This window comes from Pelomonas sp. SE-A7, assembly GCF_030345705.1.
GTDB lineage: Bacteria > Pseudomonadota > Gammaproteobacteria > Burkholderiales > Burkholderiaceae_C > JAUASW01.
Map to the genome: position 1 here is coordinate 628564 of NZ_JAUASW010000002.1, position 14543 is coordinate 643106.

4 protein-coding genes are annotated in these 14543 nt (G+C 68.4%); all 4 read right to left on the bottom strand.

What is annotated here, in order from left to right; translation table 11 throughout:
* Positions 1–42 precede the first annotated feature (42 nt).
* From QT382_RS16900 to QT382_RS16915, 4 genes are read right to left on the bottom strand one after another with little or no spacing between them, the layout of a single operon-like run.
* Positions 43–1080, bottom strand: coding sequence for an adenylate/guanylate cyclase domain-containing protein (locus QT382_RS16900; protein ID WP_289255252.1), 1038 nt, complete (start codon positions 1078–1080; stop codon positions 43–45).
* Positions 1073–1414, bottom strand: coding sequence for an Hpt domain-containing protein (locus QT382_RS16905; protein ID WP_289255253.1), 342 nt, complete (start codon positions 1412–1414; stop codon positions 1073–1075). The genes QT382_RS16900 and QT382_RS16905 overlap by 8 nt, the downstream gene beginning before the upstream one ends.
* A 1-nt stretch (position 1415) precedes the next feature.
* Complete coding sequence (locus QT382_RS16910) at positions 1416–8699, bottom strand: GAF domain-containing protein (protein ID WP_289255254.1); 7284 nt, start codon at positions 8697–8699, stop codon at positions 1416–1418.
* A complete protein-coding gene (locus QT382_RS16915) occupies positions 8689–14535 on the bottom strand; it encodes a GAF domain-containing protein (RefSeq protein ID WP_289255255.1) in 5847 nt (1948 codons plus the stop codon). Before QT382_RS16915 ends, QT382_RS16910 begins: the two co-directional genes overlap by 11 nt.
* Positions 14536–14543: the final 8 nt, after the last annotated feature.

The following is a 14543-nucleotide window of genomic DNA, read 5'->3' on the forward strand; positions in this document are numbered from 1 at the left end:
AGGCAAGCCGCGTGCCAGCACCAGCGTGCGAACCCCTATCGGTCAGAGGACGGCGAACACCTCGACCGCCTGGGTCTTGCCCTTGAGCTGCTGGGCGCCCAGCGATTCCAGCTCGAAGCCGGCATCCAGCTGCTCGCGCGTCGCACCATCGATGAGCACGGCGCGCTGCGCCTCCTTGGTGCAGACCTCCAGCCGGGCGGCGCGGTTCACCGTGTCGCCCACGCAGGTGTAGGTGGCTCGCTCCTGCGTGCCGGTGTAGCCGGCCACCACGTCGCCGCTGGCAATGCCCACGCCTATGCGGATCTCGGGCCCGCCGGCGGCCTGCTGCTCGCGGCTGAACTCGGCCGCCATCTCCACCATCTCCAGCGCTGCCCGCACCGCGCATTTGGCATGGCCTTCCAGGGGCTGGGGCGCGCCGAAGATGGCCATCAGGCCGTCGCCGATGATCTGGTTGACCACGCCGCCCTGGGCGCCGATCGCGTCGAACATCAGCGTGTAGTAGGTGTTCAAGAGCTCGATCACCTCCTCTGGCGGCAGGGCCTCGGTCAGCGTGGTGAAGCCGCGGATGTCGCAGAACAGCACCGAGGCGGGCACCAGGCGGCCGCCCAGCATGAAGCCCGAGCGCTGCACGTCCTGGGCTACGGCGCTGGTGGCGAAGCGCCGCATCAGCTCGCGCTGCTGGTCGCGCAGCCGCTTCTTCTCGAAGCTGGCGGCGATGCGGGCCCGCAGGAGCACCGGGTTGACCGGCTTGTGCAGATAGTCCTCGGCGCCCAGCTCAATGCAGCGCACCACATTGACCAGGCCGTCCAGGCCCGAGGTCACGATGACCGGCATCTCGCGCAGCTCCGGGTCCGCGGTCAGCTGCTCCAGCACCTGGAAACCGTTCAGGCCCGGCATCTCTATGTCCAGCAGCATCAGGTCGAAGCGCCGCTCGCGCAGCACGGCCAGGGCCTTGAGGCCGTCCTCCACCGCCTGGACCACATGGCCCAGCTGCTCCACCTGGCGCGAAAGCAGCAGGCGGTTGACCCGGTTGTCCTCGACCAGCAGCACCTGGGCCGAGGGCGGGATGCATTCAGCCATGGCAGAGCTCCCGCAGCCGGCCCGCCGCCTGCTGGAACAACAGCTCCAGCCGGCTCAGCAGCGCATCGTCCGCCTCGGCCAGGCCGCCCAGCTCCAGGCTGCGCGCCTGGGCCGCGAAGGCCATCGCGCCGAAGGTGTTGCCGTTGGACTTGAGCGAATGCGAGGTGCGGCGGAAGCTGTCGGCATCGCCGGCCGACCGGGCCTGGTGCAACTGCTTCAGCAGCTGCGGCGCCTCGTCCAGGAAGGTGTCGACCAGCTCGGCGACGAAGTCCGCCCCGGTGTTGGCCTGCAACTCGCCGAACACGGCGAGGTCGATGGCGGTGCTGTCGTTCATCTCAGGCTCCTTCGCGCATCTCGGTGCGCATCAGCGCGGTAACCAGGGCCTCGACCCGGATCGGCTTGGTCACATAGTCGTCCATGCCGGCGGCCAGGCACATCTCGCGGTCGCCCTGCATGGCGTTGGCGGTCATCGCGACGATGCGCGGCCGCTCGCCGTTGTGCCAGCGCTGGTTGATGCGCCGGCTGGCTTCCAGGCCGTCCATCTCGGGCATCTGCACGTCCATCAGCACCAGGTCGTAGGGCTGGCGTTCCACGCATTCGATGGCCTCCAGGCCGTTGCTGGCCACGTCGGCCCGGTAGCCCATCTGCGACAGCAGGCGCAGCGCCAGCTTCTGGTTCACCACGTTGTCCTCGGCCAGCAGGATCCGCAGCGGATGGCGCTCCGCCAGGGCCGGGTCCAGCTGCGACTTGGCCGCCGCCGTGACGTTGTGGCGCTGCTCGCGGTCCAGGGCCAGCACGGTCACCAGGGTGTCGTGCAGCTGGCTCTGCCGCAGCGGCTTGGCCAGGTAGGCGCCGAACAGGCCTTCCGTATCGCCGGCCTCGCGCCGGCCCAGCGAGCTGAACAGCACCAGGGGCAGCTTGGGCTTGAGCGCGCGCAGCCGGCGCGCCAGCTCCAGGCCGTCCATCTGCGGCATGTGCATGTCGAGGATGGCCAGCTCGTAGCTCTCCTTGCCTTCCTTGACCCAGGCGATGGCCTGCTCGGGCAGCTCGGTGTCGGTGACCTCCATGCCCCAGCGCCGCGCCTGCAGCGTGAGGATGCGGCGGTTGGTGGCGTTGTCGTCGACCACCAGGATGCGGTGGCCCAGCAGGGCTGGCTGGGCGCCTATGAACTCGCGCCGGCCTTCGCGCGGCAGCGAGGCCAGCGGCGCGACGATGTTGAAGCTGAAGTTCGATCCGCGGCCCAGGCCTTCGCTCTGCACCGCCATGCTGCCGCCCATCAGCTCGGCCAGGCGCTTGCTGATCGCCAGGCCCAGGCCGGTGCCGCCGTACTTGCGCGTGGTCGAAGCATCGGCCTGGCTGAACTTCTGGAACAGCCGGCCCATGGCCTCGGCGCTCAGGCCAATGCCGGTGTCGCGGATGCTGAAGTCCAGGCTGACCCGGCCCTCGCCCTCGGGCCGGGCCGACAGGGTCAAGACCACCTCGCCGCTCTCGGTGAACTTGACCGCATTGCCTAGCAGGTTCAAGAGGATCTGGCGCAGCCGGGTCACGTCGCCCGACACCGCCTCGGGCACCTCGCCCTCGAACTGGTAGGCCAGGTCCAGGTGCTTGTCGGCCGCCCGGCCGGAGACCAGGTCCAGCGCCGACTCCACGCAGTCGCGCAGGTCGAAGGGCTGGACCTCGATGTCCATGCGGCCGGCCTCGATCTTCGAGAAGTCCAGGATGTCGTTGATGATGGTCAGCAGCGCATCACCGCTGTCGCGGATGGTGGTGGCGAAGTCGCGCTGCTCCTCGTTCAGCGGCGTGTCCAGCAAGAGGCCGCTCATGCCGATCACGGCGTTCATGGGCGTGCGGATCTCGTGGCTCATGGTCGCCAGGAAGGCGCTCTTGGCCTCGTTCGCACCCTCGGCCGCCGCCCTCGCCTCCTGGGCCTCGGCGAACAGGCGCGCATTGCGCAGGGCCACACCCACGTTGGCGGCGATGGTGGAAAGCAGGCGCTGGTCGGCGATGTCGAACACGCCTTCGCGCTCGGTGTTCTGCACGCTGATCACACCCTCGGCGCGGCCCTCGACCACGATGGGAACACCCAGGTAGCTGCGGGTCTGGCGGCCCATGCGCACCGTGCCCAGGGCCTCGGCCCGGCGGTCCAGGTCGGAGTTGATGATCAGCGGCTCGGCCGATTCGATGATGCGGCTGGTCAGGCCTTCGCCAATCAACCGCGACTGGATCTGGTCACCATGCTGGTAGGGGAAATGGATCATGCCGGTGACCCGGTCCAGCAGGGCCACATAGGCGATGTCGGCCTTGAAAAGCTGGCGGCTCTGTTCGCCCACCAGCTCGATCAAGGTGGACAGGTCCAGCTTGCCGGCCAGCTGCTGCGAGACGGCGTTGACCGTGTCCAGCTCGGCCGCGCGTTGCTGGCTGTCGGCGAACAGCCGGGCGTTCTTCATCGCCACCGAAGCGGCCATCGACAGGCCGGCCAGGAACTCCAGCTCATGCGAGCGGAACGGCGCACCGCCGTTGCGCCAGACCACCATGGCGCCGCGCACCGCCTCGCCGGCCAGCAGCGGCGCCACCATCAGGCGCTCGTCCTCTTCCTTGTCGGTGCCGGCGATCTGCACCGCGCGCGCATCGGCATTGGCGTCGTTGACGAACTCGGCCCGGCCGCGCTCGATCACGCTGCCGATGATGCCGACGCCCGGCTGGACCCGCATGTCCAGGATCTGGGCCGCCACCTCGCCCTGGGCCGCGATGGCGCGGTAGCGCGCGCTGTCGGAATCGTCCTCGGGCAGGAAGACCGCGCTGTAGTCGGCGCTCAGCAGCTCGCGGGCGTGGCGCGAGATGCGGTCCATCACCGTCGTCAGGTCCAGCGTGGACGAGATGTCGCGGCCCACCTCGGCCAGGGCTGCGCTCTCGCGCGTGCGGCGCTGGTTGTCGGCGAACAGCCGCGCGGTCTCCAGCGCCAGGCTCATGCTGCTGGACAGAGTCTGCAAGAGCCGCACCTCGCCGTCGCTGAAGGCGTTCTCGCGGTCCAGGTTCTGCAGCGAGATCACGCCGATGACGCGGCCGCCCTGGATCATGGGCACCCACAGCGAGGCCTTGGGCGCCTCGCCGGCGATGGAGGCCGGCTGGCCATAGAGCTTCAGCGCCTTGGCCATGTTGTTGTTGATGACCAGGCTCTGGCCGGTTTCCATCACATGCTTGCGGAAGCCCACCGGCACCGTGCCCGGCGGTATCGCCAGGCGCTGGCCGCGCTCGATGGCATAGGGATGGTTGAGCAGCTGGGTCTGCGGATCGATCAGCGAGATCACCACCACCTGGGCGTCGAAGATCTCGCGGATCTTGTCGCCTATCAGGTCGTGGATGCCCTGCACGTCCATCTTGGCCACCAGGCCGGCCTGCACGCTGTTGATGATGGCCAGTTCGGAATTGCGCTGCTCGGTCTCGTTGAGAAGCCGCTGGGTCTCGGCGAACAGCCGCGCGCTCTCCAGCGCCAGGCTCATGCTGTTGGCCAGCGTCTGCAAGAGGCGCAGGTCGGCCTCGCCGAAGGCGTTCTCGCGGTCCAGGTTCTGCAGCGAGATCACGCCCACGGCCTGGCCGGCCTTGAGCATGGGCACCCACAGCGAGGACTGCGCCGCCTCGCCGGCAAGCATCTTGGGGTTGCCGTACTGCAGGTCCACCGCGTCCGAATGGGCCGCGATCAGCAGCGGCTCGCCCGCGGCAATCACATAGCGGCGGAAGCCGATCAGCGGCGTGGGCTCCAGGTCGAAGCGCTGGCCGCGCTCGATCACATAGGCATGGTGGAGCAGCTTCTCCTGCTCCTCGTACAGCGCGATGTCGACCACCTGGGCATCGAAGATCTCGCGGATCTTGTCGCCTATCAGGTCGTAGATGCCCTGCATGTCCAGCTTGGCCACCAGGCCGGACTGCACGCTGTTGAGGATGGCCAGCTCGGAATTGCGCTGCTCGGTCTCGGCCAGCAGGCGCTGGGTCTGGTCGAACAGCCGCGCGTTCTCCAGCGCCACGCTCATGCTGTTGGACAGAGTCTGCAAGAGCCGCACATCGGCCTCGCTGAAGGCATGCTCGCGGTCCAGGTTCTGCAGCGAGATCACGCCCAGGGCCTTGCCCGACTGGATCATGGGCGCATAGACCGCCGACTTGGGGCTCTCGCCGGCCAGCACCACCGGGTTGCCGTAGCGTTCGCAGGCGCCCAGCATGTCCTCGTTGACCAGCAGGCATTGGCAGCTCTGCATCACATGGCGGCGGAATCCGACGATTTCGGGGAACGGCGCCAGCTTCAGCCGCTTGCCGCGCTCGATGGCATAGGGGTGATGCAGGCCGCCGGCCTGCGGGTCGAGCAGCGAGATCACCACCACCTGGGCGTCGAAGATCTCGCGGATCTTGTCGCCGACCAGGTCGTGGATGCCCTGCATGTCCATCTTGGCCACCAGGCCGGACTGCACGCTGTTGATGATGGCCAGCTCGCTGTTGCGTTGCTCGGTCTCGGCCAGCAGGCGCTGGCTCTGGTCGAACAGCCGCGCGTTCTCCAGCGCCACACTCATGCTGTTGGAGAAGGTCTCCAGGAGGCGCTGGTCCGACTCGTTGAAGGCATGCTCGCGGTCCATGTTCTGCAGCGAGATCACGCCCACGGCACGACCGCCCTGCAGCATGGGCACCCACAGCGTGGACTTGGGCACGTCGCCGACGATGGCCTTGGGGGCGTCGTACTTGACGAAGGCGGAGGCCATGTCCTCCTTGAGCAGCAGGCTGCGGCCGCTGGCCAGCACATGGCGGCGGAAGCCGATCACCGGGATGTTGGCGATCTGCTGGCGTTCGCCCTTCTCGATGGCATAGACGATCTTCATCGACTCGGCGTCGTCGGCCAGCAGGCTGATGTTGACCGCCTGCGCATCGAAGATGTCGCGGATCTTGTCGCCGACCAGCTCGTAGATGCCCTGCATGTCCAGCTTGGCCACCAGGCCGGCCTGCACGCTGTTGATGATGGCCAGCTCGGAGTTGCGCTGCTCGGTCTCGGCCAAGAGGCGCTGGCTCTGGTCGAACAGGCGCGCGTTCTCCAGCGCCACGCCCATGCTGTTGGACAGCGTCTCCAGCAGGCGCACATCGGCATCGCTGAAGGCATGCTCGCGGTCCACGTTCTGCAGCGAGATCACGCCCAGCACGCGCGAGCCGGCCGACATGGGCACGAACACCGCCGACTTGGGCATCTCGCCGGCCAGGCGCACCGGATTGCCGAAGCGGCGCGCCGCCTCCAGCGAGTTTTCCAGGATCACCAGGCTGCGGCCGGTCTCGACCACATGTTTGCGGAAACCCACCAGCGGCGTGGGCGGCACATGCTGGCGCTCGCCGCGCTCGATCATGTAGCGGTGCTGGATCTGGCGCTCGATCAGGTCCACGGTGGCGATGCTGACCACCTGGGCATCGAAGATGTCACGGATCTTCTCGCCTATCAGCTCGTAGATGCCCTCGATGTCCAGCTTGGCCGCCAGGCCGGCCTGCACGCTGTTGATGATGGCCAGCTCGGAGTTGCGCTGCTCGGTCTCGGCCAGCAGGTGCTGGGTCTGATCGAACAGCTTGGCGCTCTGCAGGGCCGCGCTCATGGCGCCGGCCACGGTCTGCAGCAGGCGCACGTCGGAATCGCTGAAGGCGTTCTCGCGCTGCATGTCCACGAGCACGATCAGGCCCAGCACCTCGTTGCCCGACAGCAGCGGCATGTAGACGCCCGATTTCTCCAGCTGCGTGCCCGGCAGCAGCGTGCTGCCATAGGTCTTGAGCGTGGCCTCCAGGTTCTGGTTCATGACGACGGCCTGGCGGGTGCGCATCACGTGGGCGTTGACGCCGGTGTCGCGCAAGGGCCGCGCCGCCACCTTCAGGTGCTGGCCATGCTCGACCAGGTAGGGGTAGTGCATCAGGCCGGCCTGGCGGTCGACGATGCGTATCGCCACGTCGGCCTGCTGGAAGATCTCGCGCAGCTTGTCGCCCACCGCGTCGTAGATGCCCTGCATGTCCAGCCGCGCCGCCAGCGCCTGCTGGATGCTGTTGACCACGGCCAGCTCGGCGGCGCGCTGCTCGCTCTCGCGGAACAGGCGCTGGGTCTCGTCGAACAGGCGCGCGTTCTGCAGCGCCGCGCCCATGGCACCGGCCATGGTCTGCAGCAGGCGCACATCGGCCTGGCTGAAGGCCTTCTCGCGTTCGCAGTCGAACAGGCTCAGGAGCCCGCGCACCTGGCCGCCCCACTGCAAGGGCACCCAGACGGCCGACTTCTCGTCCGAGCTGGTGCCCGGCAGCGGCGGCGCCCCCAGGCGCCGGCAGGCCTCGTCGAAGTTCTCGTTGATGAGAAGCGGTTGGCCGGTCTTGATCACATGGGCCGTGATGCCGTGCAGCGGCTGCGGCTCGATGCGGACCCGCTCGCCCTTCTCGATCAGATAGGGGAAGTCGACCTTGCCCGTCAGCGGGTTGAGGATGCGGATATTGACATCGCGGCCCGAGAAGATCTCGCGCACCTTGTCGCCGACGGCGTCGTAGATGCCCTGCAGGCTCAGCTCGGCGGCCAGGGCCTGCTGCACGCTGTTGACCACGGCCAGCTCGGCGGCCCGCTGCTCGCTCTCGTGATAGAGACGCTGGGTCTCGGCCATCAGGCCGGCGTTGTGCAGGGCCGCACCCATGCTGTTGGCCAGGGTCTGCAGCAACTGCTGGTCGGACTCGCTGAACGCGTCCTCGCGGTCCAGGTTCTGCAGCGACAGCACGCCTATGCGCTGGGCGCCCACGGTCATGGGGACGAAGAGCACCGAGCGCGGCATCTCGCCGACCAGCACCGGATTGCCGAAGCGCTTGGCCGTGGCCTCGGCATCGCGGTTGATCAGCAGCGGCTGACCGGTGTCCAGCACATGCTTGCGAAAGCCATAGGGCGGCCGCGGCGCCGAAGGCGTCAGCCGCTTGCCGCGCTCGCGGATGTACTTGCTCGCCAGCAGGCCGGTGCCTGGCTCGATCAGGCCGAAGCTGACCACCTGGGCGTCGAAGATCTTGTGCACCGAGTCGCCGACCAGCTCGTAGATCTGCTCGATGCTCAGCTCGGCCGCCAGCGCCTGCTGCACGCTGCCGATGACGGACAGCTCGGCCGCGCGCTGGTTCGATTCGTCCTGCGCCTGTTCGAGGCGGCGCGACCGCAGCAGCGCCTCGGCCGCGCCTTCGGCAAAGCGTGCGAGCAAGGCCAGGTCATCACGCTCGTAGCGGCCTATGCGGCCGTCCTGGTCGGCATAGAGCAGGCCGGTCAGTTCGCGCCCCTGCTGCATGGGAACCAGCAGGCAACTGCGCTGCTCTCGCGGCGACGCGCCCTCGGGGCCATGGCGCAGCCGGGGCTTGCGGCTGCGCAGGCCCTCGTCAACCCAGGCCCCTATCGCCTGCTGCACGGCCGTGGTCCGCTCGCCGCGCGGCGCCCGACCGGCCGCCAGCTGCACGCCGTCCTCGCCCACCAGCAGCACCAGGCTACGGCGCGGCGCCAGCAGGCGCGCCAGGGCCTCGTCTATCAGGCCCGGCAGCTCGGCCGGCGAGGCCGCCTGGTACAGGCCCAGCAAGGCCTGCAGCAGTTCCTGTTCAGTTGCCATCGTGCACCTCCCCGCGCCAGCGGGTCTGTTCGAGCGCCCCGACCAGGGCGTCCACGCGGATAGGCTTGGTGATGTAGTCGTCCATGCCGGCGGCCAGGCATTCCTCGCGGTCGCCCTGCATGGCGTTGGCGGTCATGGCCACGATGCGCGGCCGCGCCCCATTGGTCCAGCGCTGGTTGATGCGGCGGCTGGCCTCCAGTCCGTCCATCTCGGGCATCTGCACGTCCATCAGCACCAGGTCGTAGGCCTGGCGTTGCAGGCATTCGAGGGCTTCGAGGCCGTTGCCCGCCACGTCGGCCCGGTAGCCCATCTGCGAGAGCAGGCGCAGGGCCAGCTTCTGGTTCACCGCGTTGTCTTCGGCCAGCAGGATGCGCAGCGGATGGCGCGCCGCCATCTGGGCGTCGATGCTGGCCGCCCGCGGCGCGGCCGCTCGCTCCGGTCGTGCCTCGCCGGACAGCAGGTTGACCAGGGTGTCGAACAGCTGGCTCTGGTGCAGGGGCTTGGCCAGATGGGCGGCGAACAGGCCGTCCTCGGCCTCGCGCCGGCCCAGCGAGCTGAACAGCACCAGCGGCAGCTGCGGACGCAGTGCGCGCAGCCGCGTGGCGAGCTCGCGGCCATCCATGCCGGGCATGTGCATGTCGAGGATGGCCAGGTCGAAGGCCTCGCCGGCCTGCACCGCTTCAAGCGCTGGCGCTGCGCCCTCGAACGAACGCACGGTCAACCCCCAGCGCTCGGTCTGCAGGCTCAGGATGCGCCGGTTGGTCGGGTTGTCGTCCACCACCAGCAGGCGCCTGCCCTGCAACAGGGCCTGCGGGCCGCGCAGGTCGCGCCGTGCCTCGGGGCCGCGTTCGGCCAGCGGCACCCGGATCGTGAACAGGAAGCGCGAGCCCTGGCCGGGGCCCTCGCTCTCCACCCACATGGCTCCGCCCATCAGCTCGGCCAGCCGCTTGCTGATGGCGAGGCCCAGGCCGGTACCGCCGTACTTGCGCGTGGTCGAGGTGTCGGCCTGGCTGAATTTCTGGAACAGCCGGCCCATGGCCTCGCTGCTCAGGCCTATGCCGGTGTCGCGCACGCAGAAGCGCAACTCGGCCTCGTCTGCATCGCCCTGCGCGCTGACGCTCAGCACCACTTCACCCTGCTCGGTGAACTTGACCGCATTGGCCAGCAGGTTGAGCAGCACCTGGCGCAGCCGCGTGACGTCGCCGCCGACCCACTCCGGCACCTCGCCCTCGAATTGATAGGCCAGGTCCAGGCCCTTGTCCGCAGCCCGGCTGCCGACCAGGTCCAGCGCCGACTCCACGCAGTCGCGCAGGCCGAAGGGATGGACTTCGATGTCCATGCGCCCGGCCTCGATCTTCGAGAAGTCCAGGATGTCGTTGATGATGGTCAGCAGGGCATCGCCGCTATCGCGGATGGTGCCGGCGTAGTCGCGCTGGTCTTCGCTGAGCGGTGTGTCGAGCAGCAGGCCACTCATGCCGATGACGGCATTCATGGGCGTGCGGATCTCGTGGCTCATGGTCGCCAGGAAGGCGCTCTTGGCCTCATTCGCGCCCTCGGCCGCCGCGCGTGCCTCGCGCGCCTCGGCGAACAGCTGGGCATTGCGGATCGCCACGCTGACGCCGGCCGCCAGGGTTTCCAGCAGGCTCTGGTCGGCGGCCGTGAAGCGGCCCTTCTGCCGGGTGCTCTGCACGCTGATCACGCCGATGGCGCGGCCCTCGACGAAAACCGGCACGCCCAGATAGGAGGCGGTCTGCATGCCGACCTGGGTGGCGCCTATGGCATCGACCGCAGCGTCCACGTCCTCGTTGAGCAGCAGGGCCTGGCCGGTCTCGATGATCTTGCCGGTCAGACCCTCGCCCGGCTGCAGCGGCAGGAGCTCGTCGCCCACCGCGTAAGGGAAGCGGATCAGCCCGGCCGCCTCGTCGAGCAGGGCCACATAGACGATGTCGGCGGCAAAGGTCTCGCGCAGCTTCTCGCCGACGGTCTGGATCAGCTCGCCCAGTTCGATCTTGCTGGACAGCGCCTGGCCCAGCGCATTGACCGTGGCCAGCTCGTTGGCACGCTGCTGGGTCTGCTGGAACAGCCGCGCGCCTTCCAGCGCCACGCTGAGGCTGCCGGCCAGGGTGGACAGCAGGCGCAGGTCGCTGTCGCTGAAGGCGTTCTCGCGGTCCACGTTGTCCAGACCGATGACGGCCACCACGCGCCCGCCCTGAAGCACCGGCACGCGCAGCAGGCTCCTGGACATCTCGGTGCCCGGGATGATGTTTCGCTGGATGCCCAGGGCCTTCAGCGTCTCGTCAAGCCGCTCGTTGATCAGCAAAGGCTGCGCCTGGTTTGCCACGTGCGACAGCAGCGGCGAGATCGGCCCCTCGGGAACCACGATGGGCTGGCCGCGCTCCAGCATGTAAACCACCTGGCGCGTGCCGGCCTCGGCATCGACCGTCGCGATGCTGATGGCCTGGCTGTCGAACAGGCCACGCAGCTTGTCGCCGACCAGGCGGTAGATGGCCTGCGCGTCGAGCTTGTCGCCCAGGCCTTGCTGCACGTCGGCAATGATGGCCAGCTCGGCGGCGCGGGCATCGGTCTCCTTCAAGAGGCGCTGGGTCTCGTCGAACAGGCGGGCGCTTTCCAGGGCCACGCCCATCGACGAAGCCACCGTCTGCAGGAGGCGCACCTCGGCCGGGCCGAAGGCATGTTCGCGCGAATGCTCTTCCAGCACGACCTGGCCCAGCAGGCGCTCGCCATTGGCGAACGGCATGATCACGATGGACGGGGCCTGGTCGGTGCCGGGCTGGGCGCTGACGCCCTGGGCCGCCTGTTCCGCCAGCGTGCCGAAGATGGTGGGCTCGCGCAGCCGCAGGCCAGCCAGCCAGCGCGGGTCGTCGGCCGCCATGACGCGCGGCTGAAGATACAGGCGCTCCCCATGCTCGGTCTCATAGAGGTAGTGGGTGGTGCGGCTGTCCTGGTCTATCCAGCGGATGCCGACGCTGTCGCAGTGCATCACCTCCCCCAGCTTGTCGCCCACCAGGTCGACGATGCCCTGGAAATTCAGCGAGCCGGCAATGCCCTGCTGGATGCTGTTGATCACCGCCAGCTCGGCGTTGCGCTGCTCGGTCTCCTTCAGCAGACGCTGGGTTTCGTCGAACAGCCGGGCGCTCTGCAAGGCCACGCCCATGGCCGAGGCAATGGTCTGCAGCAGGCGCAGCTCGGCGTCGCCATAGGCGTATTCCTTCTGATGGTCTTCCAGACCGAGCAGGCCCAGCACGCGGTCGCTGGCGATGATGGGCACGTAGATGACCGACTTGGCGCGGTCGGTGCCGGGCATCGCGATGGTCTGCTGATCCTGCTCGAGTGTGCTGCGCAGATAGGGCTGGCGGCTGCCGGAGATCCTGTCCCACATGCCGCCGGGGACGGGCTGGGCCGGTGCGACCTGCAGGCGCCGGCCATGCTCGATCTCGTAGAGGCAGTGCAGGAGGCCAGTCGGGGCGTCGAACCAGCGGATCGCAATGTCCTCGCTGCCCAGCACGCGGCGCAGCGTCTCGCCCACCAGGTCGACGATGCCCTGGAAGTCCAGCGAGCCGGCAATGCCCTGCTGGATGCTGTTGATCACCGCCAGCTCGGCATTGCGCTGCTCGGTCTCCTTCAGGAGGCGCTGGGTCTCGTCGAACAGGCGCGCGTTCTCCAGCGCCACGCTCATGCTGTTGGCCAGGGTCTGCAGCAGCCGCACATCGGCGTCGCCGAAGGCATGCTCGCGGTCCAGGTTCTGCAGTGAGATCACGCCCTTGGCCTCGTCGCCCACCAGCATGGGAACGAACAGGCCGCAGCGGGGGAACTCGCCCTGTATCGGCGTGGCCGTGCCGTAGCGCGCGGCGATTTCCCTCATGCTCTCGCTGATCAAGAGCGGCTGACGCTCGGCGATCACGTGGCCGCGCAAGCCGCTGACCGCCATGGGCTCATCCGGGAAGCGCTGACCGCGCTCGATCGCATACGGAAAGTGCAGGAGCCCGTCGCTCGCATCGAGCAGACTGATGTCGACCACCTGGGCATCGAAGATGTCGCGGATCTTGTCGCCCACCAGGTCGTAGATGCCCTGCATGTCCATCTTGGCCACGAGGCCGGCCTGCACGCTGTTGATGATGGCCAGCTCGGCGTTGCGCTGCTCGGTCTCTCTCAACAGGCGCTGCGTTTCATCGAACAGGCGGGCGCTTTGCAGGGCCATGCCCATGCTGGCCGCCACGGTCGAGAGCAGGCGGACCTCGGCCTCGCCGAAGGCGTACTCGCGCCTATGGTCCTCCATCAGGATGCAGCCGAGCACGCGGTCCTTGCCCGTGATGGGCACGCGCAGCGTCGATTGGGCCTGGTCGGTACCGGCCATGGCGCCCTCGTTGACCGCCAGCTGTTCGGCCACGGTATTGCGGACCACGGGGACGCGCAGGCTGGTCACCTGGGCAAAGCGCTCCGCGGTCGCCTGGGCCACCGGGATCTGCAGGTGCTGCCCATGCTCGACCTCGTAGAGGTAGTGCACGCTGCAGGTCTCATGGTCGTACCAGCGGATACCGATGTCCTCGCTGCGCAGCACCTGGCACAGCTTCTGCCCCACCAGTTCGACGATGTCGCGGAAGTCCAGCGCGCCGGCCATGCCCTGCTGGATGCTGTTGATCACCGCCAGTTCGGCGTTGCGCTGCTCGGTTTCCTTGAGCAGGTGCTGGGTCTGGTCAAACAGGCGCACGTTCTCCAGCGCCACGCCCATGGCTCTGGCCACGGTCGTCAGCACCCGCAGCTCGGAATCGCCATAGGCGTTCTCGCGCTCGTAATGGCGCAGCGCGATCGCGCCGCGCAGCCGGTCGCCGGCCAGCACCGGCACGAAAACCATGGACTTGAAGGGCCGCACATCGTCGAGCGGCGACACGGGCCGGATGCCGGCCGCCTTCCCTTCGGCGTGGGAGCCGATGACCCAGGGCTGAAGCGTCTGCGAGAGCCTGCGCCAGGATGCCGTGGTCGAGCTGCGCAAGGGCGCAATCTTGGTCTTGACCCCACCCAGCAGCTCGTACAGGCACAGCGTCTGGTCGGTCTGGTCGTCGAACCAGCGGATCGACAGGCTCTGGGTGTCGAAGACCTCGCGCAGCTTGTCGCCAACCACGTCGACGATGGCCTGGAAGTCCAGCGAACTCGCAATGCCCTGCTGGATGCCGTTGATCACGGCCAGCTCGGCGTTGCGCTGCGCGGTCTCGCCGAGCAGGCGTTCGGTCTCGGTGAACAGCTGGGCGTTCTCCAGGGCCAGAGCCATGCTGCCGGCCAGGGTCTGCAGCAGGCGCACGTCGGCCTCTGTGAACGCATGCTCGCGGTGCAAGTCGTGCAGCGTCAGCACCAGGCGGGCCTCGCCGCCGACCAGCATCGGCACCAGCAGCTGCGATTTGGGCTGGGCGCCGAGCACCTTCACGCTGCCCAGCGCCGCCGCCACGGCCTCCAGGTTCTCGTTGACCAGCAGCGGCTGGCTGGTACGAAGCACCTCGAGGGTGAAGCCGAGCAAGGGCGTGCGGAAGTCGTCGGTATGGCGCTGTCCGTCGATGAGGCGGTACGGATAGCGGACCTCGCCGGCCGCGCGATCGATGACGCGGATCGTGACGCCCTGGTCGCCGAAGATGCGGCTGAGCTGGTCGCCGATCACCTCGTAGATCGCCTGCATGCCGGGACGACCGGCCAGTGCGAGCTGGATGGCGTCGATCACCGCGCGCTCGGCCTGCAGGCGCGCCAGCTCCTGGCGCAGGCGTTGCAGCTCGTCCGGGCCGTCAACGGGCCCGTCATGGCTTGAATCGCTACTCGACTGCACGAACATCCGCACGC

Bases quoted from the DNA above. Each gene is read 5' to 3' on its own strand.
- QT382_RS16900 (WP_289255252.1), bottom strand. From the start codon at position 1,080: ATGGCTGAATGCATCCCGCCCTCGGCCCAGGTGCTGCTGGTCGAGGAC.
- QT382_RS16905 (WP_289255253.1), bottom strand. From the start codon at position 1,414: ATGAACGACAGCACCGCCATCGACCTCGCCGTGTTCGGCGAGTTGCAG.
- QT382_RS16910 (WP_289255254.1), bottom strand. From the start codon at position 8,699: ATGGCAACTGAACAGGAACTGCTGCAGGCCTTGCTGGGCCTGTACCAG.
- QT382_RS16915 (WP_289255255.1), bottom strand. From the start codon at position 14,535: ATGTTCGTGCAGTCGAGTAGCGATTCAAGCCATGACGGGCCCGTTGAC.